This is a genomic window from Flavobacterium sp. CSZ (assembly GCF_015350725.1).
Taxonomy (GTDB): Bacteria; Bacteroidota; Bacteroidia; order Flavobacteriales; family Flavobacteriaceae; genus Flavobacterium.
On record NZ_JADKPQ010000038.1, the window covers coordinates 1 to 26,056 of the forward strand.

Consider the following 26,056-nt stretch of genomic DNA (forward strand, 5'->3'; position numbering starts at 1 on the left):
AAATTAAAATATAAGATTCGGGTGAGAGCGAATCACATTACAAAAACCAGATTGATTTCATAAGGAAAGTGAGGATTCAATAGAGATCATTCTGAGTTTTGTTTCTTATTTATTTAATACTGTTATCTGCGGATAACATCTTTTTCAAAAACAGTAAAAAATGAAATATTTATTAGTCCTACTATTAGCAGGTGTAACTTCTAGTGCTCAAATTCAAAAAGAGCAGCTAAATCTTATGCCGTGGCCTCAGAGTGTTGTTTTAAACGACGGAAATTTTGCTTTAAATAAAAATTTTAAAGTAAACATTACCGGAAACCCTAATCCTCGAATTTTTGGAGGAGTAACTCGTTTTTTACGTCGCTTAGATGGTAGAACCGGTATTTTTTTCGAACAAGGTTTTATTACCAAATTAAATGAAGTTCCGACAGCTTCACTTCAGATCAATTGTACTAAGGCGGGAAAAATTGGTTTGTACGAAGATGAAAGCTATCATTTAGATATCAAACAAAATCAAATTACAATAAATGCAACCAGCGATTTAGGTGCACTTCACGGCCTTGAAACGTTATTGCAAATGTTGCAGAATAACAATAACTCATTTTATTTTCCAAACTCAAAAGTTTCAGATTTCCCAAGGTTTACCTGGAGAGGTTTGATGATTGATGTTTCAAGACACTTTCAGCCAATTGATGTAATCAAAAGAAACATTGATGGATTGGCTGCTATGAAAATGAACGTTTTTCACTGGCATTTAGTAGACGATCAGGGTTGGAGAATTGAAATGAAAAAACATCCCAAACTAATCGACTTAGCTTCGGATGGAATGTATTACACACAAGAGGAAATCAAGAATATCGTAAAATACGCTGATGAGCGTGGTATTTTGATAGTTCCGGAAATAGATGTTCCTGGTCACGGATCTGCAATACTTACTGCTTACCCGGAGATAGGAAGCAAAGTGATTACACTGACAGGAGGAACTTCTGAAAAAAATATTCAGGGTACGGCAATCACCACCTATGGAATTGAAAGAAATGCGGGTATTTTTTCACCAACATTAGATCCTTCAAATCCTAAAACATATCAATTACTAAGTGAGATTTTTGATGAGGTTTGTCCATTATTCCCAGGCGCTTATTTTCATATCGGGGGAGATGAAAACGAAGGTAAAGACTGGGATGCAAACCCAAAAATTCAGGAATTTAAAAAGAAAAACAAGTTAGCAAACAACCATGAATTGCAGACTTATTTTACCATGCAATTAGTGCCAATGCTTAAAAAACATGGTAAACAACTAATGGGATGGGAAGAGATTTTGACAAAAAACATGTCAAAAGATGCCATTATTCATTCCTGGAGAGGTCCTAACGAAGGAGTTATTGCAGGTCAGTCATTGGTTGATGCAGTAAAAAAAGGATACAAAACAGTTTTATCAAACGGATATTATATCGATCTAATGTACCCAATTGCAAGCCACTATCTGAATGATCCTATGCCAAAAGGTGCCAATTTAACTGCTGATGAAAAAGCAAGAATTTTGGGTGGAGAAGCCACAATGTGGACAGAACTGGTAACGCCATTAACGATCGATTCAAGACTTTGGCCAAGAACAGCTGCAATTGCAGAGAGACTTTGGTCAGCAGAAGATATTACAGATGTAGCCAATATGCGCAAACGTCTTGAAGTAGTTTCTTTTAGATTAGAAGAATTAGGATTAACACACATTCGCAACAAAGATGTTATTTTAAGAAACATCACAAACAATCAAAACATTGTTTCTCTAGATGAGTTTTTGAATGTTTGCGAACCATTAAAAGGATATACACGTAATAAAGGCGGAACGGAGTATCAAATGTATTCACCATTTACACTTTTTGCTGATGCTTGTGGACCGGATGCCACAGATTCTTTAGCTTTTGATGACGCAGTAACAAAATATCTGGCCAATAAAACACCGGAAAATAAAGCAAAAGTAACGGCATTTTTTACCAGATGGATTGCCGTAAATAAAGAGTTAGTTGCTTTGAGTGCCAATGCTCCTTTACTACAGCCAATTTTGCCTTTGTCTAAAAAACTAACAGATGCATCCCAGGAATTGTTACTTGTTTTAGAGAACAAATCAACATTAAAAGCTGATGATCTAAAAAGTTTAATAGAGCAATGTAATACAAAAGATCATGCAGATGTTGAGTTATCAGTATATGCAAGTCTTAAAAAATTAATTTAAAGAGTTTGGTTTGAGTTAGTATTTAGTAAGTTTTGTTACCATGATTATTAGTAATTTATTTATCTCTACCAGAAGTTTCTGGTAGAGGTGAATATGGTAAGAGCAACTAAATTAAAATTATTAAATCAAATAAAAAATATAGTAACCAAATAAGAATTATTAACATTTAAAACCAAATAAAACAGAATAAAGTATAAACATGACAAACAAGTAGAGTATTAAAATTGATGAACCCCAAATTTATCATTTGCTAACCTAATTTTTTTTAAAATTAAATAAATATCAATCAGTGCTATTCACTAATGATTATGGAAAATCAGTAATAGTAGTATTTATTTTTAGAAGTAATATGAATTAATTTCCTGTGAGTTGCAATGTTTTCTATTTGCAATTTATTGAAACCCAGTTATTGTTTTTATGTGCCGTGTTTTGGTGCATAATTTATTGTAATTGGAATATTTATTTTTTTTCTATTAACCAATATTAATTTAACTATGAAACATTATTACAGATTGCTTTTTTTGTTACTGTTTCCCTTACTCGCGTTAGCCCAACCAGCTCACGGCAAAAAAGTAGTGGGGTATTATGCGCAATGGTCTATCTATGCCCGGGATTTTAATATCCCCAAAATAGACGGCAGTAAATTGACGCATTTGAATTATTCTTTTTATGGGACAACTTACGATCCGGCCCATCCTGAGAACACCAAATTATTATGTTTGGATAGCTATGCCGATTTTGAGCATATGGAAGGCGGAATCCCTTGGGATGCTCCGGTAAAAGGAAACTTTTATGACTTGAAAAAGTTAAAAGAAAAGTATCCTCATTTAAAAGTTTTAATCTCTGTAGGAGGATGGACAAAAGGTCAGGATCTTTCTCCAATTGCAGCAAGTCCTGTTGCAAGAGCCGCTCTGGCTGCAGACATGGAAAAATTCATTACCACTTATCCGTTTATTGACGGGTTCGACATTGACTGGGAATATCCTCTTTCAGGAGGAACAGATGGAACTGAAGTAATCAACGGAGCACCAATTCCTCCGCAAAAGTACAGCCCGGACGACAACAAAAACTTAGTTTATTTATTAAAAGCAATGCGTCAGGCAATGCCAAATAAATTAGTTACAATTGCTGCGGGAAACAATGTTCGAAATGTATCCAAACAATATTTAGGGCCAAATAACAGATCGCAATACGGAATGACAGAAGACATTTCGACTTATTGTGATTATATCACCTATTTTGGCTATGATTTTGGAGGAAACTGGTATGATAAAACCTGCTACAACGCTCCTTTATACGGAAGTGGAAACGCAAATGATCCTTTATATGGCGCAGCACAATCAGAATCTTTGGACGAATTAACAAATCAATATCTAAATGTAGTTGGTTTTCCTGCCAATAAATTAATCATGGGATTGCCTTTCTACGGGAAAAAATTTGATCATGTAGCCAATAACGGAACCAATCCTAATTTACCCGGATTGTTCGTTTCAGCACCAAGAGATATAGTTCCGGGATGTACAAACCCACAAAACCCTATCGGAACCTGGGATGGAGCAGCAGCCTGCGAACGTTCAGGAAGCATCGAAATTTGCGATTTAGTAGGGAATCCGGTAACGAATTCACATGCTTATTTAGATCCAAATACAATGCTAGTTACTCCAAGTGCAGCTTCGGCAGGATGGGTACGTTATTTCGATAATACAACAAAAGTTCCTTATTTATACAATGCTACTTTAAAACAGTTTATCTCTTATGAAGATAAGCAATCAATGGATTTAAAAGTGCAGTATATTAAATCAAAAAATTTAGCCGGAGGTATGGTTTGGGAATTGTCTCAGGATACCAGAGGCTCTATTCCTAATTCATTATTAAATCAGATAGATACTTCATTTGGGAGTGTAGTTCCGGGAACAGTAAGTATTGCAGGTTCTGTAAAAAACGGAGCAGCTTTAGTTGCGGATGTTACTGTTGAATTGCGTAATGCAAGCAATGTAGTATTGCAGACCGTAGTTTCTACTGGCGGAAATTTCACCTTCAATAACTTAACTTCAGGACAAAATTATACATTAACTGCTTTAAAAGCTTCTTATACTTTTGTTCCGGTGACATTAAATAATGTTGCAGTAAATCAAACGGGTGTTGTTATTAACGGAACACAACCTACTTATACCGTTAGCGGAACAGTTCTTAATGGAACAACTCCGGTTTCTGGGGTAACAGTTTCGGCTAGTTCAGCAACAACAGTTTTAACTGCAGTTTCTAATGCAAGCGGAGTTTATAGCGTTGCCGGTTTAACAGCTGGACTTAATTTTACCCTTACAGCTGCAAAATCAGGCTTCTCATACACACCAGCTTCTACAGTCTATAATGCAATCGATGCTAACAAAACGCTGAATTTTATTCAGGGCGCACCAATTGTTAATTATACCGTTAGCGGAACAGTTCTTAACTCAACAACTCCGGTTTCGGGTGTAGCAGTTACAGCAACTTCTACAACAGGAAATTTCACAGCAGTTACAAACGCAAGTGGTGTTTATTCGCTTAGTTTGCCTTCTGGAGGAAATTATACGGTAACAGCAGCTTTAACAGGGCAAACCTTTACACCGGCTTCAACAGTTTATACCAATTTAGTTGCCAATAAAACATTAAACTTTGCTCAGGACGTTGTTGTAACACCTTCAGGTAAAATTAGCGGAACTGTTAAAAACGGAGCAAATTTTGTTTCTGGTGCCAAAGTAGAGATAGTTTTACCTTGGACAGATAACTCACACCCTTGGAAAAGTGTTATCGCCATAACAGATGCACAAGGAAAATACAGTTTTGATAATGCAGTTGTAGCAGGATATACAACAATTACAAGTTTAAAATTAAACACCTGGGAAAACGGAGAAGTGGTTTATTTACCAAATAATCTGGCAAATTTTGCAGTTCCGGCAAATCCCACAGTTTATAATTTCAGCACAGGTTCTACAGCAAGAGCAGCTGCACTCGCTGTTACCAACCTAATTAGTGGTTCTGTAAAAAATGGAACGACCCCGGTTGCAGGAGCAAAAGTAGAATTGGTGGTGCCATGGACAGATAATACCCACAACTGGAAAAGTGTTATTGCCACAACAGATGCTTCAGGAAATTATAGTTTTGATAATTCAGTTGTAGCAGGTTATACGCAAGTTTTAAGTTTAAAATTAAATGGTTGGGAAAACGGTGATGTGACTTATTATCCAAATAACTTATCCAACTTTGCAATGCCAACAACTCCAACTGTTTACGATTTTAATAGACAAGCGGTGGTTGCGACTAAGCCGGTGGTTACCATTACAGCGCCAACAGCTTCGGCGATAGCTATAAATTTAGGATCAGCAATTAATTTTGTTGCAAGTGTGGGATTAAGTGCTGCTGATGCCACTACAATTTCATCTGTTGTATTTAGTTTAGATGGACAAAGTTTGAGTGCTACCAATTCTTCAGGAACTTATACAGCTATTTGGACACCAGCAGCAAATCAGTTTGGAGTTTCTCATACCTTAACCGTTACGGCTACTGCATCAAACGGAACAACAGATTCTAAAACATATAGTTTTACATTAAGTTGTTCAGGTGCAAACTGTCCAAATTCTTTGCCAGTAATTACTTGGAATTCACCATCGAATACCACTGTAAACCAAAGTTCTTTCCAGGTTGTACCAATTTCAGTTACAGCTGTTGATAGTAACGGATCAGTTTCAGGTGTTACTATTACAATAAATGGAGGTACGTTTAACATGACAGCAGGTACAAACAATACCTATACGTATAATTTTACACCCTCTGCTTATCAGGATTATCCAGTTGTAATCAAAGCAACCGATAATCAATCTGGTGTAACTACATTAAATAATACAATTAAAATTGCTCCGGTGAGCACCAATAGATTTATCCCGCTTCCATCCAAAATTATTTTAGGATACGCACATTCCTGGGAAAATACTGGTGCTCCATTTTTATATTTTTCTCAAATGGTAGGAAGTAAGTTTAACGTAGTTGATTATTCTTTTGTAGAAACAGTTAATCGTGATGGTTACACACCAGTATTAACTACAAATGACACTAGATATCTGACCAATGGTGTTTTCAATAAGCAATTGTTGAAAAACGATATTAAATCCTTAAGAGATAGCGGCGTTCCTGTTATTGTCTCTATTGGAGGTCAAAATGGTCATGTTGTTTTAGACAATGTAACTCAAAAAAATATTTTTGTTAATGGTCTGAAAGCAATTATTGATGAGTATCAATTTGATGGAGTTGATATTGATTTTGAGGGCGGATCGATGAATTTTAATGCAGGAGGTTTAAGAAATATTTCTTATGCGGGTATTTCTGCTTATCCAAGATTAAAAAACGTAGTAGATGCTTTCAAAGAATTAAAAGCGTACTATGGTCCTGGATTTTTATTAACTGCAGCTCCGGAAACACAATACGTACAAGGAGGATATTCTACCTACACAGATACTTTTGGTTCCTTCCTGCCGATCATTCAAAACTTGCGTAATGAATTGGATTTGTTAGCGGTACAATTGTACAATACAGGAGGAGAAAACGGATTAGATGGTCAATATTATGGTTCAGCCAAGAAAGCAAACATGGTAACAGCCCTAACTGATATGGTGATAAAAGGCTATAACATTGGTACAACAGGAATGCATTTTGATGGTTTACCTGCCTCAAAAGTTCTTATTGCATTACCAGCCTGTCCAAGTGCAGCAGGCAGCGGTTATTTAACGCCGGCAGAAGGAATTAGTGCTATGGATTATTTAAGAAACGGAACCACGTTTTCAGGAAGAACATATACTATGCAGCCAGGCGGACCATATCCTTCTTTAAGAGGTTTAATGACCTGGTCTGTAAACTGGGATGCATCTTCTTGTGGTAATTCATCTGAATTATCTAAAGCCTATGCCGCTTATTTTGCTTCGCAGTCAACAGCAAGAAAACTCTCAGTGGATACTATCGAAGCAAATAACGCAACTGTGGCTTATTTCAAAAACGATGCGTTATCAGTTACAAATGACATCCAGGATATCGCCCAGGTAGACGTGTTTAATACCATCGGGCAATTATTGATAAGTCATAAAAACATTCAGAATAATAAAGAAGTACTGCTTCAAAATTATAGTTTCTCAACAAAACAAATATTTGTAGTGATCGTAACAGACAAAGCAGGAAACAAAAAATCACTGAAAGTAATGAACTTTTTAAATTAATTAAATGAATGAAAATTTAGAAATAAAAAAATTAGGACGGTTAAAATTGAGTTTGGTTATTTATTTTTTAATCTAGTTTTTATTTCGAATAAATGCATCAAATTTAGGTGATTTGTTATTTGGTTTTCACCCGGAGGCGAGCATTATGAACCTGGCAATTATATTGTCAGGTTTTTTTATGCTTTAAAGTGAAGTAAAATTAATAGTGATTTTTTTTAGGAGCTATTTCCTGCACCCGAGCCTGAAAGTGCGAATTGGGGAAGCAATCCGTTCCTTTTGTGCCTCCCGATAGCTATCGGGACCGGCACAAAAGGATTTCCACTACTATCAGGGCTCCCCGTTTTCATAAGACAAAATCAGAATAAAAAATCGGTATAAATCCGCGTTTTCGCAAAGCGAATCCGTGCCATCCGCGTGCCATTTCCTCACGATTAACACAAATTCAAAACTATTTTAAGTACTTTTGAAACTCAATAATCGTATTAAAAACTTCATGAAGAAATCGATCACCATTATAATCACATTTTTATTTTTTACTTTTTCCTTCGCCCAAAATAATTTCGGAAACCCAGAAGTAGACCCAATCCACATTCAAAAAACATATACAGATTGGTCAGCATACCAAAGTAAAAACATCATGCTTTCAAGAGATTTTGTAGCATTAGATCCAAATTCAAAAGAAATTTCGAAAGAATCTTTTCTAAATCTATTGGCAAACAGAAACTACATCCCAATCCGACTAAAATCAGAAGATTCAACATACTATTATAAGCTATTTCTAATTCAGCAGAATTCAGATACCAGCATAAAAGCCACCATCAATCAAATTGGTTTCGATGCCCACAAAAATTTCGAAATGGAAGGAACCCAATTTCCAAAATTCTCTTTCAAAGATCTAAACGGGAATTTAGTTTCAAATGAATCCATGAAAGGAAAAATCATTGTTATAAAATGCTGGTACATTCACTGCACGCCATGCATCAAAGAATTTCCACAGGTAAACAAACTGGCAGACGAATACAAAGACCGAAAAGATATTCTGTTTATAAGTCTGGCCGAAGATGCTCGGGAAAAATTAAAAGTATTTTTAGCCAAAAGACCTTTGGCATATTCCGTAATTCCAAACATGAAAGTGTATATGAATGAATCATTACAACTCAATTCATTCCCAACACATTTTATTTTAAACAAAGAAGGAATTATTGCAAAAGTCTTGCCTAATTTCGAAAGTTTAGAAGTCGCCTTAGAGAAAGAAAGTAAATTATAATTTTTTTAAACCATATAAGTGATATAAGAAATTGTAAGTTTGGTTTTATATAAAGCTTGTGATTAAATTAATCTCGCAAAAGCGCAAAGTTTTTCTTTTTTAAGTTTAGTTTAGATGAACTTATGTCACTTATATGGTAAAAATTTTCAACACAAAGTATGTTTTCTTTGCGCCTCTGCGGCTTTGCGAGAAATTTTCTCCGCATGGTAAAAACTTAGAACCTTAGCACCTTTGCAACTTAGAACCTTTTTTCGTACTTTTGCACCAAATTAATTAAAAAGACATTCATGTTAACAGTCAATAATTTATCAGTTCAATTTGGCAAACGTATTTTGTTTGACGAAGTAAATACCACATTCACACACGGAAATATTTATGGAGTTATTGGAGCCAATGGTGCTGGAAAATCTACCTTTCTAAAAATCATTTCGGGCGATATCGACCCAACTTCTGGCCACATTCATTTAGAGCCCGGAAAACGTATGTCGGTTTTAAACCAAAATCACAACATGTTCGACGAGCATACGGTTTTGGAAACTGTTTTGATGGGAAATAAAGTTTTGTACGCTGTTAAAAAAGAAATGGATGAACTTTATTTAGATTACAACGATAAAAACGCAGACAGAATTGGAGAGCTTCAGGTTCAGTTCGAAGAAATGAACGGATGGAATGCAGATTCTGATGCCGCATCGATGTTGTCTAACTTAGGAATCAACGAAGAGCATCATTATACATTAATGGGAGATCTTGAGGGAAAAATTAAAGTTCGTGTCCTTTTGGCGCAGGCACTTTTTGGAAATCCTGATTTGCTTATTATGGATGAGCCTACCAACGACCTGGATTTTGAAACCATCTCTTGGTTAGAAAATTTTTTAGCCAATTATGAAAATACAGTAATTGTAGTCTCTCACGACCGTCACTTTTTAGATTCGGTTTGTACACATATTTCTGATATCGATTTTGGAAAAATAAATCACTATTCAGGAAACTATACTTTCTGGTACGAGTCTAGCCAATTAGCGGCAAAACAACGTGCACAGCAAAACAAGAAAGCCGAAGAAAAGAAACAGGAATTAGAAGAATTTATTCGTCGTTTTAGCGCCAACGTTGCCAAATCAAAACAAGCAACATCTCGTAAAAAAATGATTTCTAAATTGAATATTTCAGATATCAAACCTTCAAGCCGTCGTTATCCAGCAATCATTTTTGATCAGGATCGTGAAGCAGGAGATCAGATTTTGAATGTTGAAAATTTAGAAGCGTCTGTAGATGGAGATCTTTTGTTTAAAGGAGTAGATCTTAATATGGCAAAAGGCGATAAAATAGTTCTTTTCTCAAAAGATTCACGTGCTACAACAGCATTCTACGAAATTTTGAACAATCAGCAAAAAGCAGATGCAGGAACTTTCGATTGGGGAATTACAACCAATCAGGCTTATTTACCGGCTGAAAACCATTCTTTCTTCGAGAACGATTTAACATTGGTAGACTGGTTACGCCAATACGCGAAAACGGAAGAAGAACGTGATGAAGTATTTATTAGAGGATTCTTAGGGAAAATGATCTTCTCAGGAGAAGAAGCTTTAAAAACTAGCCGCGTATTATCAGGAGGAGAAAAAGTACGTTGTATGCTTTCGAGAATGATGATGGAAAGAGCTAATATCCTAATGCTTGATGAGCCAACGAATCACTTAGATTTGGAGTCGATTACAGCTTTTAATAATTCGCTAAAAAACTTCAAAGGATCTGTAATTTTTACCACACATGACCACGAGTTTGCGCAAACGGTTGGAAATAGAGTAGTAGAGCTTACACCAAACGGAGCAATCGACCGTTATATGACATTTGATGAATATCTTGACGACGAAAAAGTTCAGGAATTAAGAACAAAAATGTACGCGAAATAAAACATAGTTTTAGATAAAAAAAAATCCCGATCATTCAACTGATCGGGATTTTTTTATGTTTATTTCTTACCGCCAAAAAGCTTAGCGAATATAAAGATGATTATCGCAACAATAAAGATGACGATAAAAATCCCGAATCCCATTCCGGCTTTAAAAATGTCTCCAATAACTTCGCAACTTGTAAATGAAAATAGTATTACGAATACCATTAACAAACGTGTAATGTTCTTTTGCATGATTTTGCTGTTTTTAGTGTTTTAAAAAGAATTTTGTATTCTAATTATCGTTAGATTAAAATTACTTCAAACAACAAAAAAAGGTGTTATATAATTTTGCCGGAAAGTTCTATGATTTGGAGATTAGATATAGTTATAGTCCTTTTTTGTTAGATCATGTACTTATTAATAGTTTATTATTTTTTGATGTATACTGTTGTTTTTTTATCGCCACTTTTCTCAATAATTTGGTTTTCCACGCCTTTTTTTAAGTCTCTGCTAGCTGTCGCAGATGACAAATCACTAAAATATTTCATATAATCTTTTCTAGTGAATTCTTCTTTTACGTTTTCTATAAATAATTCTAACCGTTCAGTTTCGTTTAATTTTTTTGTAGAATTTTCAAGCAACGACGAAAGCGAAGTGTCTATTATTTGTAGCATATAGGAAATAAAATGAGTTGATTTTCCTTCTTTGTCACAAACCGATAAAATCTTATAATATTCTTCCTGATTTTTTGAAATTAACGTCTCGAAAGGCAGGAATTGAAATAATTTATATTCGCTCATCAAAATCAGGGTTTGCCATAATCTTCCCATTCTTCCATTTCCATCCATAAAAGGATGAATGAATTCCATTTCGTAATGAAATACACAACTTTTTATTAACGAGATTTCAGATTTATCTTTTAAATATTCGAATAAATCCTTCATCAAAAAAGGAACGTTTTTATAGGGCGGTGCAATATGTTCTACTTTTGCGCCTTTTACAATTCCAACTCCTTTTTTTCTGTAAGTTCCAGGATCTTCAATTAGATTTTTTATTAACAATTTATGAGCTTTCAAAAAATCTTTTTCCGACTGGTATTTTAAGGAACTTAAGTTATCATATACCTCTAAAGCATTTAAGACTTCAATGATATCTTTTTGAGGTCCCACAACTTTCTTGTTTTCAAGAATTGCAGTAATTTGTTCCTCAGACAATGCGTTTCCTTCAATACTTAACGAAGAATGAATTGTTTTTATCTTATTTTGTTTTCTTAATGTAGGGTTTAGCTTGACTAAATATTTTGCGTTTACTTCTCCGATTTTCTCAGAGACAATAACGATTAATTTTAATATTTCGGGAGTTATTTCGTACGGAGGCTTCATTTTGATACTATCATTTGATACTATCAAAAGTAGTAATTATTAATCATTGAAGTTAATTTTATTTCAAATACTATCATTTGAACAACAAAAAAATAGGTCTAATTTGATTCAAAAAACATCAATGATATTAAAAAAGAGCCGTAGGCTCGACCATATTGTAGGGCTGGATTTTAATCCAGTCAAAAAGAATGATAACCATTATACAACGAATTAATTTCGAAGCCTCGGGACGTTGCTACAATATAAATCATTCCTACGAAATTTTAAAATTACAAAAATCAGATCGATCTTATTTTTTTTGCAAATGGTTTTTGATTACGAGTATGTGTCACCCCTATGAGGTTCTTATGAAATGCTATAGAAATTGCTATAAATATAACATCCCTCTGGGACTGGGATTTTTAATATAAAGAGTGTAACGGAATATTAAGATAACATCTCAATCAACTGAATTTTATTCCCGCAAGTATCATTTAAAATTGCAATTTTTACATTGCCCATTTCGGTGGGTTTCATACTAAATACAACGTTAAGATGTACAAGTCTATCATATTCTTCCTGAAGATTCTCTACATTAAATTGCGTGTACGGAATTCCGGTATCAAACAACGCTTTTTGATACGTTTTAACCGGTTCAAAATGATTGGGTGACGGTTCTAATAAAATTTCGACTCCGTCTGGTTGCTCTTTAGAAACTACTGTTAGCCATCTGTTATTTTCGCCTAAAGGCACATCATGTTTTTTTATAAAACCCAATTTTGTAGTATAAAATTGTAATGCCTTTTCTTGTTCTTGAACTGGGATTCCTATGACTTTTACTTTCATGATTTTATAGTTTTAAAATTGAATGTTTTCTCCCATATTCACTTTTTATATCTTTCAATTGCAATTCCATACAATTATCTAAAGTTAAAAAATGAATTGATTTTGAAGATTTTCCTGTTTGATATTCGTTTAGGAAATCTTTCCAAATTGTTGGATAAAATATACCTAAAGAAAAGAATATTAAACATGGAAAAGTAAAATTACCATTTCCAATGAGATAGGCTTGCATTCTGATTTCATCTTTCATTGTCATTTCATATTCTAAAACAATGTGCTTTAAATCGTGATTTTCAAATTTCGGAATTAATCGATAGTTTTTATTGTCGAGCATTTCTGCAACTTCACGTCCAACGGTTCCCAATTGTAAAGTTCTTAAATTACTTAATTTAGCTGCTAAATGATCTTTTCCATGAATAAGTTCTAAAAGCCAAATAATTCCTCCTGTGATTTTTAGTTGTTTAATTTTGTTTATCATTAAAATGAAGATTTTTTTTTATTCTCCAATTGTTCCAGTTTTGACTTTGCCGCCTCGTTTATAACTCAAAGCAATTACACCGCTTGGCGTAACTGTATTTTCTATTAAGGTAAATCCTGCCGGAGTTGAGTTATCATCGAACAATTTTTTCCCTTTACCTAGAATTATGGGATAAATTAAAAGCCCAAGTTCATCGATTAAATCATGTTGAAGCAAAAGTTGCACAAGTGTTGCACTTCCCCAAACTTTAATATCTCCGCCTTCTGAATTTTTGAGTTTTTTGATGTCTTCTATAGTCGAAAGAAATTCGGTATTTTCCCAGTCAGAGTTATTTCTGGTAGAGGACAAAACATATTTGGTTACCTCATTGATTCCTGGCCAGCCTTCTGCATGTTTTGGCCAATAGTCTTCAAAAATATCAAATGTTTTTCTGCCCAAAAGAATATCGGCAGGTTTCATTTGTTCCTGCATGACATTGCCATATTCTTCATCTCCAAAAGGCGCCACCCAGCCTCCATATTCAAAACCGTCTGAAGTATCTTCTTCAGGTCCACCAGGTGCCTGCATTACACCATCGATTGTAATCATGGTTATTACGATTATTTTTCTCATGATGTTTGGTTTTTGCATTTATCAAATATAAGAAAAACAAGTAAATTTCCGATCAGGTAAAAAAGAGCCATCGGCTCGACTAATATTGTAGGGCTGGATTTTAATCTAGTTTACAAATATGGAATTTCGATATAATAATAACGTTTATTAATAATATGCATCTCTCCCAGAGAATTTAAAGTCAAATATTTGTGTTAAGTTAAAAAACATAATTCAAGCATAAATTATGTGCCAAAACCAATAAAAAAATATTTCCCTTCCCAACACCCCAACAAATAAATTCTGATTTCGTATATTTGCCCAACCAAACATTACACTTAATTATGAGCCAAAAAGTATTACTTAATTCAAAAGAAGTTACTATCATACTCCATCGTTTGGCTTGTCAGTTAATCGAAAAACACCTTGATTTCTCCGATACTATTTTAGTTGGGATTCAACCAAGAGGCGTTTTTTTAGCTGAACGTTTAAAACAAATATTAGAAAACGAATATCAGGTTCCGGAGATTTCTTTGGGCTATCTGGACATCACTTTTTTTAGAGATGATTTTCGTCGTACTGATAAACCGCTGGAAGCCAATAAAACACAAATAAATTTTATAGTCGAAAACAAGAAAGTCATTTTTATCGATGACGTATTGTTTACCGGACGAAGCATTCGTTCTGCGTTGACCGCAATTCAGTCTTTTGGAAGACCTTCAGAAATCGAATTGTTAGTGTTAATCGACAGACGTTTTAGCCGTAATTTACCTATTCAGCCCGATTATCGTGGTCGTCAGGTTGATGCTATAAACGACGAAAAAGTAAAAGTGAGCTGGAAAGAGAATGAAGGCGAGGATGCCGTTTATCTGATAACGAATTAAAAGTTTAATCGGTGATTTGTTTAATTGTTTAATCGTAAAGAAACGATTACCGGTATAGCAAACAAACGCTTAAACAAATAAACGCTTAAACAAAAAAATATGACAGAGAATGAAACGTTTATTTATGAATCAATTTTTAATCAGGTCAGAATGGGATTTCTTTCTCTTGATGAGATTCAGGAGAACATTATAGAAGAAATTGAAGACAACGAATTTGCAGACGAAATCTCAGAAGAATGGGCTTTTGATAAAATAAGAGAAGAATACCAAAAGTTATTGTCAGAAAGTAAACAATGGGAAAGTCCAACAGATACTGAAAGGCTAATAAATGCGTTTGATGAATTGTGTGACGAGAATATTCTGGCACTTCATAATGCAGGTTACACCACAACAGATGGTGAATATGAAGTGGTTGAGGTTGAAAGAGAATTGCAGGAAAACGAAATAGAGTCTGATGGTTATTGTTTTTATCACGAACAGGATTTGGCAAGAGCAATTGCAGTTGAAAATCCAAGTTTGTTTATCGCTTTTCAGAAAGTAGATAATTCTGATGATGCAACGACAATAGAAGTAGGAAAAGTAGTAGCTGAGGTTTTAATAAACAACGATTTTAAAATAAAATGGGATGGCTCTGCAAGAACCAAAATCGAAATTCCGGGCTTCAGATGGCAGAAGATTTTTGATGAAGACGCAAGAGATCTCCTGGATTACAGTGAAGTGGTAGACAGAATGGTTCAATAGAGTTGCTGCTCTTTAAATAAGCATTGAAGAACTGAATATTTTCAGAAATTCATGAATTTGACAAATAAATATTAAAGAAATAAAAATGAAAGAATTAAGCGTAAATCATTTATTAGGAATAAAATACATCAACGAGAATGATATTAACCTGATTTTTGAAACTGCCGATCATTTTAAAGAAGTCATTAACAGACCCATTAAAAAAGTTCCTTCATTGCGCGATATTACTATTGCCAATATTTTCTTCGAAAATAGTACCAGAACAAAACTTTCGTTCGAATTGGCTCAAAAACGATTATCTGCTGATGTTATCAGTTTTTCGGCAGCTCAGTCTTCGGTTAAAAAAGGAGAAACCCTGATTGATACTGTAAATAATATCCTTTCCATGAAAGTAGACATGGTTGTAATGCGCCACTCCAATCCCGGAGCGGCTTATTTTTTATCCAAAAATGTCAAAGCCAGTATCGTAAATGCCGGAGACGGTGCGCACGAACATCCTACTCAGGCTTTGCTTGACAGTTATTCGATCAGAGAAAAACTAGGAGATGTAGGTGGAAAAAAAGTAGTTATTGTAGGTGATATTCTGCATTCAAGAGTAGCCTTATCCAACATATATGCTTTGCAAATGCAAGGCGCCGAAGTAAAAGTTTGCGGACCAAAAACGTTAATTCCAAGATATATTGAATCACTGGGAGTTACAGTTGAACCAAATTTAAGAAAAGCCTTAGAATGGTGCGACGTAGCCAATATGCTCCGTGTACAAAACGAACGTATGGATGTGAATTTCTTCCCGTCAACACGTGAATACGCACAACAATACGGCGTCGATAAACCATTATTAGATTCTCTTAATAAAGAAATCGTTATCATGCACCCCGGACCAATCAACAGAGGAGTAGAGATAACCTCTGAAGTTGCAGACTCTGATCATTCGGTGATTTTGAATCAGGTAGAAAACGGTGTTGCAATTAGAATGGCGGTGATTTATTTATTGGCGTCTAAGATTCAATAATTTAGTCTCATTTTTCGGTTTCAGTTTTCAATGACGGTTAGAATTTGAAAATGTTTTTTGTTACTGTGACTGTGACAACTCAGGTTCACACAAAGTTAAAACTGTTTGCTGTGTTTGGGACTGAAAACCAAAAAAATCGTACCTTAGCTCCCGCAATAGAGCCTATAAATTAGAAGATGAAAGTAGATCAAAAAGGACATACCGTTACGATTAAAAATACACAGGGAGATTTTAATGCTTTTCTGGAAAAAGTAACGCAGCAATTTAAAACCTTTGAAAAACAAAATATTATAATCGATTTAACAGCAGATTCCGGTTTGTCTGAAAAAGATGTAAAGCTTTTTTTACCACTTGCAAAACAGCAAAAAAAAGCCAAAAAATCCTTTGTAATTGTAGTTGCTGATCTTGACTTTAATGCTATTTCAGATAAATTGATTGTTGTTCCTTCTCTTTTAGAGGCACACGATATTATCGAAATGGAAGAAATCGAAAGAGACTTAGGTTTTTAATTTTAGATTTTAGAGTTCAGATTTTAGATTTTTGAATAACTAAATCAATCTTAAATATTACTTACTCAATCTAAAATCAACAATCTAAAATGAAGCTTACTATACTTGGCTGTTATGCCGCAACTCCCAGAACACTTACCAACCCAACTTCGCAGGTTTTAGAAATTAAGAACAGATTGTTTTTAATAGATTGTGGCGAAGGAACTCAGGTACAATTGCGTAAAAACAAAATTAAATTCTCAAAGATCAATCACATTTTTATTTCGCATTTGCACGGTGATCACCTTTATGGATTAATTGGTACCATTTCGACTTTTTCACTTTTGGGTAGAACAACCGATTTGCACATTTACGGACCAAAAGGAATTAAAGAATTAATACTTCTTCAATTGAAGCTGACAGAATCCTGGACCACTTATGATTTGTTTTTTCATGAATTAGAATCCAAAGAAAGCGAAGTTATTTTTGAAGATAACAGGGTTATTGTAAAAACAATCCCTCTGAAACATCGCGTTTACACAAACGGATTTTTATTTCAGGAAAAGCCCGGAGACAGAAAACTAAATGTTGATGCTGTTCAGCAATACAATATTCACACTGCTTATTATCAAAAAATAAAGGGTGGAGGAGATATTACTCTGGATAACGGAACTGTAATCGAAAACGAGAAATTATCTTTCGATCCGATTCCGGCAAAGAGCTACGCCTTTTGCTCAGATACCGTTTACAACGAAGATATTATTCCGGTTATAAAAGATGTTAATGTCTTATATCATGAATCAACTTTTTTAGAATCAGAAGCTCCTTTAGCTTTAAAAACATTGCATTCGACAGCCAAAGAAGCTGCAAGAATTGCATTGAAAGCAAATGTAAAGCAACTAGTTTTAGGTCATTACTCTACACGATATGACGGCATTGAACGTTTTAAAGAAGAAGCCCAAGAAATTTTCCCGAACGTACTTTTAGGAGATGACGGAAGAAGTTTTGAGTGGGAATAAGAATTATAAATTATGAGTTAGAAGTTGTCTCTTGCAATAAATTTTAGTCTAAAAATCTAAGAAGTCTAACAATCTAAAGATCTGGAAAAATGAATGATTTAAGCAATTATAGAAAATCTTACGAGAAGAGCGAATTATTAGAAACCAATATTCCTGCAGATCCTATTAATCTTTTTAACAGATGGTTTCATGAAGTAGAAGATTTCGGCGCAAGCGGAGAAGTAAATGCCATGACAGTTTCGACAATTGGATTAGATGGTTTCCCAAAATCGAGAGTGGTTCTATTAAAGAAATTTTCTGAAGAAGGTTTTATTTTTTATACCAATTATGAATCAGAAAAAGGAAAAGCAATTGCAGCAAACCCTCATGTTTGTTTGTCTTTTTTTTGGCAGGAGATGGAACGTCAGGTAATTATAAAAGGAATTGCACAAAAAACGTCTGAGAATATATCGGATGGTTATTTTGATTCCCGTCCTGACGGAAGTAAGCTCGGCGCTATAGTTTCACACCAAAGTGAAGTGATTCCCTCAAGAACTTTTTTAGAAGAAAATCTAAAAAAACTGGAAGCACAATTTGAAGGAAAATCAATTCCGAGACCTGATAATTGGGGAGGATATTTAGTAACGCCTTTAGAGGTTGAATTTTGGCAGGGAAGACCTAACAGATTGCATGATAGAATACGTTACCAAAGCCAATCTGATTATTCCTGGAAGATTGAAAGATTATCTTCTTAGTTTGTAAGATTTTTACGTTTAATAAATAAATAACCATGTAGTTCATCGATTAATTTTGCAGTTTACCGATAAATTGAATACGTTTGGAATAAGAAAAACGAGACAATTTATTTTTAAAATATAATTTAAGGAATTTGCCCCAACATTTACTTTAATTTTAACTGCTATTGATTATGAAAAAGATGATGTGTGCCATGATGTTCGTTGTAATTTCTATTGCAATGAACTCATGCTCTGCAGATGGTGCCGAGGGAACAGATAATAGTACTACAACCGAAACTCTGGTTACAAACTACACTTATAATGATTCAGAGATCGAAACCATGAAACTTATCAATGATTACAGGGTAAGTATTGGTTTAAATGCATTAGAAAAAATAAATCATATTTCGTTTAAATGTGAAGAGCATAATAATTATATGATTGCCAACAATGTTGTTGATCATAATGATTTCACTTCACGTTCGAACAATATTATTAGCGTTTTAGGAGCTAAAAAAGTAGGTGAGAATGTTGCTTACAATTACAGAACTTCTGAAGCGGCAGTAAGAGCGTGGCTTGATAGCCCCGGACATAAAGAAAATATCGTAGGAGATTTTACTCATTTTGGTCTATCAGTAACAACTGATGCAAAAACAGGAAAAAAATACTATACGAATATTTTCGCTAAAATTTAAATATTATTGGACTGGTTGGTTTTTAGTAGTCGTTGCGAATCTTTGATTTGCGACGGCTTTTTTAAAGATCAACAACTGGTAAAATCCTGCATAAAAAAATCCAAATTCCAATACGAATAGACGTATTGGAATTTGGATTTTTAAAATATTGGAATTTAATTTTTAAAGTCCTATAATAATAAATTCACTTCTTCTGTTCATTTGGTGTTCTTCTTCAGAACAATTCACCCCATCAGAACATCCATTTACCAGTTGGGTTTCCCCATATCCTTTTCCGGTTAATCGGTTTTTGGCTACGCCGTTTTTAACCAGCCAGTCAATGGTTGATTTTGCTCTTCGGTTCGATAAAGCTTCATTATACTTAAATGTTGCACGACTATCGGTATGCGAACGGATATCGAGTCTCATCTTTGGGTTGTTGTTCAGTACATCGAGGATTTTCTCTAGATCCAGAGCTGCTTCTGTTCTGATGTTGGATTTATCCAGATCAAAATAAATCATTTTAATACCAAAACATTTTCCAAGATCATCACCGATGGTGACTTTACAGGTTGATTTTTCCAAAGCAATTGGAAGATTTGTTTTTCCAGTTAATTTTCCGATTATTACACTGACTTCCCTTGTGGTATATTCTTCTTTTTCGGCCCTAACGTTATAGGTTTTCCCGCATTCCACCGCAAAATTATAGTATCCGTTTGCGTCAGAAATTGTGGTGCTTTTTATTGTTGTTCCTTCATACAAAGTCACTTTTGTTCCGGATAAAACAGCGCCTGTTTGCTCATCTGTAATGATACCTTCGAGTGTCTGAACACATTGTAGTTTTCGGGTTTCCAGAAATTTATAAATATCATCAGATCCCTGACCTCCATCTTTGTTTGAACTAAAATAGCCACGTCGTGAAACCGGATCTATGATATAGGCAAAATCATCTTTAGGAGAATTGATATCTCCACCTACATTCTGAATATTGCTGATAGTTGCGTTGTCTTCTATTTTACCCACAAATACATCGAGTCCGCCTAGTCCGGGATGTCCGTCTGAGGCAAAGTAGATTTCGTTTTCGTTTGTGATGTACGGAAAGGTTTCCTTACCTTCGGTGTTAATGGTATTGCCAAGGTTTTGTGGCGGACCATAACTCTCACCATTAACACTTACTTTATAGATATCAGACTGTCCGATCGTTCCTGGCATATCAGAGGCAAAATACAAGGTTTTCTCATCCGGGCTCAGAGCGGGATGTCCCACACTATAATTGTCGCTGTTAAAAGGAAGCTCTGTAATATTTGCCCATTTGCCGTTATTATCCAGTGTGGCTTTGTATATTTTGATTAGCGTAATTTTGTTGTCATCTTTTCCTTTTTTGCCGTTTACATAATTGTTACGGGTAAAATAAACCGTTTTGCCATCTTTGGTGAAAACCGGAGAAGATTCATGGAATTTGGTATTTATGGAGGTTTTGAATTTATTCACTTTTGCACTGCTTCCCGTTGCCGGATCTACATCGGCTAAATACAGATTGGTAAAATATTCATTAGTCCATTTGTGTTTTCTTTGAGAAAAGTTCCCGGTATCCCTGGCTGATGCAAAATAGATTTTATTGTCGTAAACAAAGGATCCGTAATCTGAATACTTAGAGTTGATGCCTGCATCTTGGATTGTATAACGTCCTGAATTGGCTTTGATCTGATCGAGATAATTGACATCTTCCTTGTACAATTTCCCCCTGTTGTCATTTTTGAATTTAGCATTGAATTCAGAAAGAAGTTTATTGGCCTTATCAATTTGTCCGGTTGATTTTAGCGATTGTGCATACCTGTAATAATACTCCGGTTCAGGACTTGTATTTATGGCAAAAAGCTCACCATACCATTTGACAGCGCCATCAAAATCAGAATTGAAGTAATAGGAATTACCCAGTTTCTTGAACATATCCTCGGATTTGTATCCTTTTTCGGCTATGCGCTCATAGGTTTTAATAGCGTCGATATAGGCATAATTGTCGTATTTTTTATCTCCGGCAGCTACCTTAGAATCCTGTGCATAACTGTCAAATGAAAAACAGATTATTATTAAGCATAGAAGTATATAATTTTTCATAATCATTTTTTTTAGAAGAAACGAGGGGTTGTCATTTTACCGTTGTTTTTAAAGAACTCATAACGCAGGAAGATCTCATGGGATCCTGAATTATAATTGTTCAGGTTGGTGGTCTCACGATCATAACCATATCCTAAATAAAGTCCGTCAGTGATCTGGAAGCCTACCATCGCACTTAGCGAGGCACTCCATCTGTAGGCTACCCCCACCACAAATTTTTCCATGAACATAAAGTTGGCCGATACATCTACCTGAAGTGGTGCTCCTTCGACCATCTTACCCAAAACTGCGGGTTTGAATTTGATGTATTCAAGCTTATCGAGATCAAATACATAACCTGCCATTAAATAATAATTGATCTTGTCTTTGAAAATGGCAATGTCATTATCATCATATCGGTTGGTTTCTATAAAGTTAGGCACTGACAAACCAATGTAAGCCTTATCAGAATGCCAGTAAAGACCGGCTCCCACATTGGGAGAAAACTTATTATCGAGATCCTGAAACTGCGGATCGCCCTGACTCTCTGGATTTAGCTTGTTGATGTCTAGATTGAACAAATTGGCCGTTCCCTTGATCCCGAAAGACAATTTGAAATCCGGAGAGGTCTGAATAGTATAGGAAAGATCAACCGATAAATTATTCTCGTTGGTTGGTCCTATCTTATCATTGACAAGCGACACACCCACTCCCAGATTGCTGTTATTGATGGGGGTGTTGACAGAAAAACTGCTGGTTTCAGGGGCACCGTCGAGCCCAACCCATTGGGTGCGGTACAATCCGAAAATACTCAAAGCGCCTCTTGATCCTGCGTAAGCCGGATTTATCGCGATCGTATTATACATGTATTGCGTATATTGGGCATCTTGCTGTGCATAACTGGCAACTCCCGCAAACATTATGACGAAGAAATATAATTTTGCTCTCATAGTAGATATTATTATATTATTATTACTATCGATTTTATTTAGATAAATATAAATACCCATCTTTCTTATTATTTTGAAGTACATTATTTCCATCTAACGATTTGTAATTAATAATGTAGAAATAAGTTCCGGTTGGTAATCCTTCAGATTGCTTAACGGTGGTTCTTCCTCTTGATATTCCATCAAATGCATTTGATGTATTGTTATAATTATCAGTTTCAAAAACTAATATTCCCCAACGATTGTAGATCTCTACATTATTTTCCGGATAACAAGTTGTATCATCAATACTATCAATTCTGAAAACATCATTTATTCCGTCACCATTAGGGGAGAAGGCATTGTGTACCACAACATTTCCGCAGGCTAATACTTTACAATCATCATTAATTTCCATAGTCAGTAAAATGCTTCTAGGGCAATTTTGATCTGTTATTTTATATTCAAATGTGTAATTGCCAAGAGCTAAGCCAAGGGCATTAAAAGTATTTCCTTGTATTGTATTGCTATTGTTAGGATCAATCCAAACTCCTGTCGAAGGCGTGTTTTCCGGCAATAAAGCAAGTAAATCAATAAGAGTCGAATCATCGTTACAAGCCTGGCTTGAGATATTTACAATACCATTTGGTACAACAGTTATTGTAACTGTAGCCGTATCGCAGTTATCAGCACTTAGTTTATCACAAATTTGATAGCTATAAGTATAAGTTCCCGCCGGAGTTAAACTCGATACCGTTACATTTCCTAGAGCATCAAAAGTGATATTTGGATCTGTTTTCGCATTATTATTTTGAGCTAATAATGTAAAGTTTACTAATTCTAATGATGCTCTTGTAATGCCTTTAAAGTCATTGACTAAAACATTTCCAACCAACCCAAATGTATTACAGCCTATATTGCTGTAAACATCATCTGTAGCAATTACTGGAGTAGGAGGGGCAGGGTCGACAATAGTAATAGTTACAGTTGCAGTATCACAGTTTGTAGTATGATCAGCCTCACAAATTTGATATACCAATGTCAAAGTACCACTCGGTGCATTTGCTAAAACATCTACAGATCCATTCGCATTTAATTGTAAAAACTCATTTGGAGTTACTGTTGTAATAATAACATCAGCTGCTGTTACTACTATACCTTCAAGAGTGTCATTAGGTAACACATTTAAAACATTTGTCGTAATATGATTCACTCCCGTAATTGGTCCCGCCGTATCATCATTGGCAACGATATCTGATAAAACTTTACAATTTACTCCAAAGTCAGCATCTAAATGAACGAGATCTTCAGGGGTTACAGTTGCAATATAACCGCTGGCGCCGCTAGTTGTACTACAAACCGTATGCAATTGCGATTTACTAGTCTTATTTGGTGCTTTTTTATTTGTAATGGATGGAAGAACTTTTACCAAACCTGTCGCGCCTAAAGCAGCGGCAACAGCATCAAGATTAGCATCTTTTACCAGTTTTATAGTATAGTCCCCGTAAGGATTTGTACTAGCAGGTCGGTCTCTCCAAAATCCTTCACGACCTACAATTACTTCCTGATGATATCCGTTAGGGCCATCAATAATAACATTAGCACTCAAGGCATTTCCAAAACCTCCTGCATTCAATTCACCCACATTTGATGGTCCTGTATAACTTCCGTCACCATTAAGATCGATCCATTCCCATTGGCTATAATCAATCGCCCCGTTTGTATCAGGAATATTTTTAGTTACAATGCCATCATTATTAGCATCATACCATTCATCCTGAACTCCGTTACCATTAGTATCATACCAAACATAATCTCCTAAAACCGGTAGTGTCGATTTTCCGTATTCAAAATTATGTTCCTGAATTTTACAATCTTCAAGAGTAGTAAAAAACAAACTTGAATCTATAGGATACAATTGATGTACGCTATTCAAGTTGGCATCCTGAACCTGAACTACATAACTTCCGGCAACCATACCTGAGAAATTATAAAGACCATCGGTACCTGTTATGCGCAATAAAACAGGACCAGTCGTAGTACCTTGCGGAACCAAAGTAACAGGCACATTTGCAATTGGTGTATTAGTGTCTTTGTTTATTATTTGTCCGGATATTTTAACTCTATAAGTTGGCTGAGTAATTACAACTGTTGCAGTTGCAGAACAAGTTTCGCTACCGCTATTTACAGATGATGTTGCTGTAAGTGTGTAGGCTCCTGCCGGTAAATTAGTATTACTAACAACCTCATTATTTTCGTTTCTAATAACAACAGTCGATCCTGGGCTATTAGTAACTAAGATCAAACCATCTTTTCCTCCAAAACAAGTTACATTCGAAGCAACTCCAGTTACCGAAACTTTATTTTCGACAGTAAAAGTTTGTTTCAATTCGGTTTTATTACCTGCACAATCCGTCAAAGTATACGTTCTTGTCAGGATATAAGCATTTCCGTCGCAACCACTTCCTCCATTATTAGCATCACTTACGGTGATATCTACAGTAGTACTGCAATTGTCAGCGGCATCTTTTATATCACCCGGATTTCCAAGAGGAATATCAGTAATCGTTTGCAGGTTTGCAACATTAACAGGAGCCTTTCCAGTAGGCGGAGTAGTATCTCTAACTATTATTATTTGAGTATAACTAGCCGTATTTAAACCACAATCGCTGGTAGTCCATGTACGGGTTAAAGTATAATTTGTAGAACAACCATTTTGAATATCACTCTTAGTTTCACTAAAAACTATTGGTAAATTACCATTGCAATTATCAGAAGCTTCAAGATTTGCAGGTTCAGGAACAGCATCGCAAGAAACCGTAATATCTGTTGGAAGTTCTCCAATAAATGTTGGTTTTGTTGTATCCTCAATAGTGATCACTTGCGTGAAAGTATCAGAAGTATTTCCACAATCGTCTTTTACAGTCCATGTATTGGTATAGGTTCCCGCATTCGAACAATCTGCCGAAGCTACAAACACACCACTTACTTTTACAATATTCGAAACATCACTATCACATAAATCTGAAGCGATTGGAAATAACGCTTGCGCGGAAGTTAAAGCGGAAGCATCGCTACATTGGATAGTTTTATTTAATGAAGCTGTTTCAGTTTCCCAAGTTGGAGCATTAATGTCTTGTACAATAATTGTTTGACTAACCGGTAGTGAGATATTTCCACAAGCATCAGTAGCAGTCCAGGTTCTTGTTTTGGTATAAGAACCGCTGCAATTGCCAGGAGTAGTTGTATCTTCAAAAGTTAATGAGGCAATTGTACCATTGTTATCTGTTGCAGTAGCTTGTGCAAACACAGGCTCGGCAGGACAATTTATTGTTGAAGTTTCCGGTAGCGGATCAATTATTGGTTTAACTGAATCTCCATCAAGGATTTCAAATGTTGCAGTATAGGTACATCCTTTAGCATCAGTGATTAATGCACTGTAATTTCCTGATGGAAGATTTGTGGCTGTAGCCAAAGTTTGCTTCGGAGTAGTGTTCCATGAATAAGTATAAGGACCAGTTCCGCCAGAAGCTACCACAGTTGCAGATCCACTAGAAACTCCACCACAACTTGAGTTTACTTGAGATTGTGAAGC

The 26,056-nt window shown here is 35.2% G+C and carries 19 protein-coding genes; 11 read left to right on the forward strand and 8 right to left on the reverse strand.

Annotated features, from left to right (window positions below):
• The first annotated feature begins 160 nt into the window (after window positions 1-160).
• From IRZ78_RS25545 to IRZ78_RS25560, 4 genes are all read left to right on the forward strand, one after another.
• Window positions 161-2,227, forward strand: coding sequence for a family 20 glycosylhydrolase (locus IRZ78_RS25545; RefSeq protein WP_194620336.1), 2,067 nt, complete (start codon window positions 161-163; stop codon window positions 2,225-2,227).
• 494 nt (window positions 2,228-2,721) lie between these two features.
• Window positions 2,722-7,470 carry a T9SS-translocated chitinase ChiA gene (gene chiA, locus IRZ78_RS25550; RefSeq protein ID WP_194620337.1) on the forward strand — a complete coding sequence of 1,583 codons (4,749 nt, stop codon included), beginning with the start codon at window positions 2,722-2,724 and terminating at the stop codon, window positions 7,468-7,470.
• Between the two features lie 493 nt (window positions 7,471-7,963).
• Window positions 7,964-8,737, forward strand: a complete 774-nt coding sequence (locus IRZ78_RS25555) for a TlpA disulfide reductase family protein (RefSeq protein WP_194620338.1) — start codon at window positions 7,964-7,966, stop codon at window positions 8,735-8,737.
• A gap of 287 nt (window positions 8,738-9,024) precedes the next feature.
• Complete coding sequence (locus tag IRZ78_RS25560; protein WP_072964944.1) at window positions 9,025-10,644, forward strand: ATP-binding cassette domain-containing protein; 1,620 nt, start codon at window positions 9,025-9,027, stop codon at window positions 10,642-10,644.
• 59 nt (window positions 10,645-10,703) lie between these two features.
• On the opposite strand, the gene IRZ78_RS25565 is transcribed toward IRZ78_RS25560, so the two are convergent.
• From IRZ78_RS25565 to IRZ78_RS25585, 5 genes are all read right to left on the reverse strand, one after another.
• The gene (locus tag IRZ78_RS25565) at window positions 10,704-10,880 is read right to left on the reverse strand and encodes a hypothetical protein (protein WP_173969674.1); all 177 of its coding nucleotides are present in this window, start codon (window positions 10,878-10,880) and stop codon (window positions 10,704-10,706) included.
• A 176-nt stretch (window positions 10,881-11,056) separates the two neighbouring features.
• Entirely contained in the window at window positions 11,057-12,010 is a 954-nt protein-coding gene (locus tag IRZ78_RS25570) for a Fic family protein (protein WP_194620339.1), read from the reverse strand.
• Window positions 12,011-12,436: 426 nt separating this feature from the next.
• Window positions 12,437-12,835, reverse strand: coding sequence for a VOC family protein (locus tag IRZ78_RS25575; RefSeq protein ID WP_194620340.1), 399 nt, complete (start codon window positions 12,833-12,835; stop codon window positions 12,437-12,439).
• A gap of 4 nt (window positions 12,836-12,839) precedes the next feature.
• Window positions 12,840-13,310 (reverse strand): hypothetical protein, encoded by a 471-nt coding sequence (locus tag IRZ78_RS25580; protein ID WP_194620341.1) that lies wholly within the window; start codon window positions 13,308-13,310, stop codon window positions 12,840-12,842.
• Window positions 13,311-13,328: 18 nt separating this feature from the next.
• On the reverse strand, window positions 13,329-13,922 hold the full coding sequence (locus tag IRZ78_RS25585) for a dihydrofolate reductase family protein (RefSeq protein ID WP_194620342.1): 594 nt from the start codon (window positions 13,920-13,922) through the stop codon (window positions 13,329-13,331).
• A 323-nt stretch (window positions 13,923-14,245) separates the two neighbouring features.
• Here IRZ78_RS25585 and pyrR point away from each other — a divergent pair, with 323 nt between their 5' ends.
• The 7 genes from pyrR (at window position 14,246) to IRZ78_RS25620 (ending at window position 19,456) form a co-directional block, all read left to right on the forward strand.
• Window positions 14,246-14,785, forward strand: a complete 540-nt coding sequence (pyrR, locus tag IRZ78_RS25590) for a bifunctional pyr operon transcriptional regulator/uracil phosphoribosyltransferase PyrR (protein WP_078005278.1) — start codon at window positions 14,246-14,248, stop codon at window positions 14,783-14,785.
• Window positions 14,786-14,884: 99 nt separating this feature from the next.
• Complete coding sequence (locus tag IRZ78_RS25595) at window positions 14,885-15,526, forward strand: hypothetical protein (protein ID WP_194620343.1); 642 nt, start codon at window positions 14,885-14,887, stop codon at window positions 15,524-15,526.
• An 85-nt stretch (window positions 15,527-15,611) separates the two neighbouring features.
• A complete protein-coding gene (locus IRZ78_RS25600; protein WP_194620344.1) occupies window positions 15,612-16,538 on the forward strand; it encodes an aspartate carbamoyltransferase catalytic subunit in 927 nt (308 codons plus the stop codon).
• Window positions 16,539-16,714: 176 nt separating this feature from the next.
• A complete protein-coding gene (locus IRZ78_RS25605) occupies window positions 16,715-17,047 on the forward strand; it encodes a ribonuclease Z (protein WP_194620346.1) in 333 nt (110 codons plus the stop codon).
• Between the two features lie 89 nt (window positions 17,048-17,136).
• The gene (locus IRZ78_RS25610) at window positions 17,137-18,045 is read left to right on the forward strand and encodes a ribonuclease Z (protein ID WP_194620348.1); all 909 of its coding nucleotides are present in this window, start codon (window positions 17,137-17,139) and stop codon (window positions 18,043-18,045) included.
• Window positions 18,046-18,134: 89 nt separating this feature from the next.
• Window positions 18,135-18,779: a pyridoxamine 5'-phosphate oxidase gene (gene pdxH, locus IRZ78_RS25615; RefSeq protein ID WP_194620350.1), complete on the forward strand. Its 645-nt coding sequence runs from the start codon at window positions 18,135-18,137 to the stop codon at window positions 18,777-18,779.
• Window positions 18,780-18,952: 173 nt separating this feature from the next.
• Window positions 18,953-19,456: a CAP domain-containing protein gene (locus IRZ78_RS25620; RefSeq protein WP_194620352.1), complete on the forward strand. Its 504-nt coding sequence runs from the start codon at window positions 18,953-18,955 to the stop codon at window positions 19,454-19,456.
• Between the two features lie 162 nt (window positions 19,457-19,618).
• Here the strand turns inward: IRZ78_RS25620 and IRZ78_RS25625 are convergent, their stop codons facing one another.
• The 3 genes from IRZ78_RS25625 to IRZ78_RS25635 all read right to left on the reverse strand — a co-directional run.
• Window positions 19,619-21,553 (reverse strand): OmpA family protein, encoded by a 1,935-nt coding sequence (locus IRZ78_RS25625; protein WP_194620354.1) that lies wholly within the window; start codon window positions 21,551-21,553, stop codon window positions 19,619-19,621.
• Window positions 21,554-21,564: 11 nt separating this feature from the next.
• Window positions 21,565-22,482 carry a type IX secretion system membrane protein PorP/SprF gene (locus tag IRZ78_RS25630; protein WP_194620356.1) on the reverse strand — a complete coding sequence of 306 codons (918 nt, stop codon included), beginning with the start codon at window positions 22,480-22,482 and terminating at the stop codon, window positions 21,565-21,567.
• Window positions 22,483-22,516: 34 nt separating this feature from the next.
• Window positions 22,517-26,056: gliding motility-associated C-terminal domain-containing protein (locus IRZ78_RS25635; RefSeq protein WP_194620358.1), on the reverse strand; the 3,540-nt coding region annotated here is incomplete at its 5' end.

Excerpts from the sequence above, each read along its gene's own strand:
- IRZ78_RS25555 (WP_194620338.1), top strand. The coding sequence starts at position 7,964 with ATGAAGAAATCGATCACCATTATAATCACATTTTTATTTTTTACTTTT.
- IRZ78_RS25605 (WP_194620346.1), top strand. The coding sequence starts at position 16,715 with ATGAAAGTAGATCAAAAAGGACATACCGTTACGATTAAAAATACACAG.
- pyrR (WP_078005278.1), top strand. The coding sequence starts at position 14,246 with ATGAGCCAAAAAGTATTACTTAATTCAAAAGAAGTTACTATCATACTC.
- chiA (WP_194620337.1), top strand. The coding sequence starts at position 2,722 with ATGAAACATTATTACAGATTGCTTTTTTTGTTACTGTTTCCCTTACTC.
- IRZ78_RS25585 (WP_194620342.1), bottom strand. The coding sequence starts at position 13,922 with ATGAGAAAAATAATCGTAATAACCATGATTACAATCGATGGTGTAATG.
- IRZ78_RS25575 (WP_194620340.1), bottom strand. The coding sequence starts at position 12,835 with ATGAAAGTAAAAGTCATAGGAATCCCAGTTCAAGAACAAGAAAAGGCA.
- IRZ78_RS25630 (WP_194620356.1), bottom strand. The coding sequence starts at position 22,482 with ATGAGAGCAAAATTATATTTCTTCGTCATAATGTTTGCGGGAGTTGCC.
- IRZ78_RS25625 (WP_194620354.1), bottom strand. The coding sequence starts at position 21,553 with ATGAAAAATTATATACTTCTATGCTTAATAATAATCTGTTTTTCATTT.
- IRZ78_RS25595 (WP_194620343.1), top strand. The coding sequence starts at position 14,885 with ATGACAGAGAATGAAACGTTTATTTATGAATCAATTTTTAATCAGGTC.
- IRZ78_RS25565 (WP_173969674.1), bottom strand. The coding sequence starts at position 10,880 with ATGCAAAAGAACATTACACGTTTGTTAATGGTATTCGTAATACTATTT.
- IRZ78_RS25545 (WP_194620336.1), top strand. The coding sequence starts at position 161 with ATGAAATATTTATTAGTCCTACTATTAGCAGGTGTAACTTCTAGTGCT.
- IRZ78_RS25580 (WP_194620341.1), bottom strand. The coding sequence starts at position 13,310 with ATGATAAACAAAATTAAACAACTAAAAATCACAGGAGGAATTATTTGG.
- IRZ78_RS25560 (WP_072964944.1), top strand. The coding sequence starts at position 9,025 with ATGTTAACAGTCAATAATTTATCAGTTCAATTTGGCAAACGTATTTTG.
- IRZ78_RS25600 (WP_194620344.1), top strand. The coding sequence starts at position 15,612 with ATGAAAGAATTAAGCGTAAATCATTTATTAGGAATAAAATACATCAAC.
- pdxH (WP_194620350.1), top strand. The coding sequence starts at position 18,135 with ATGAATGATTTAAGCAATTATAGAAAATCTTACGAGAAGAGCGAATTA.
- IRZ78_RS25620 (WP_194620352.1), top strand. The coding sequence starts at position 18,953 with ATGAAAAAGATGATGTGTGCCATGATGTTCGTTGTAATTTCTATTGCA.
- IRZ78_RS25610 (WP_194620348.1), top strand. The coding sequence starts at position 17,137 with ATGAAGCTTACTATACTTGGCTGTTATGCCGCAACTCCCAGAACACTT.
- IRZ78_RS25570 (WP_194620339.1), bottom strand. The coding sequence starts at position 12,010 with ATGAAGCCTCCGTACGAAATAACTCCCGAAATATTAAAATTAATCGTT.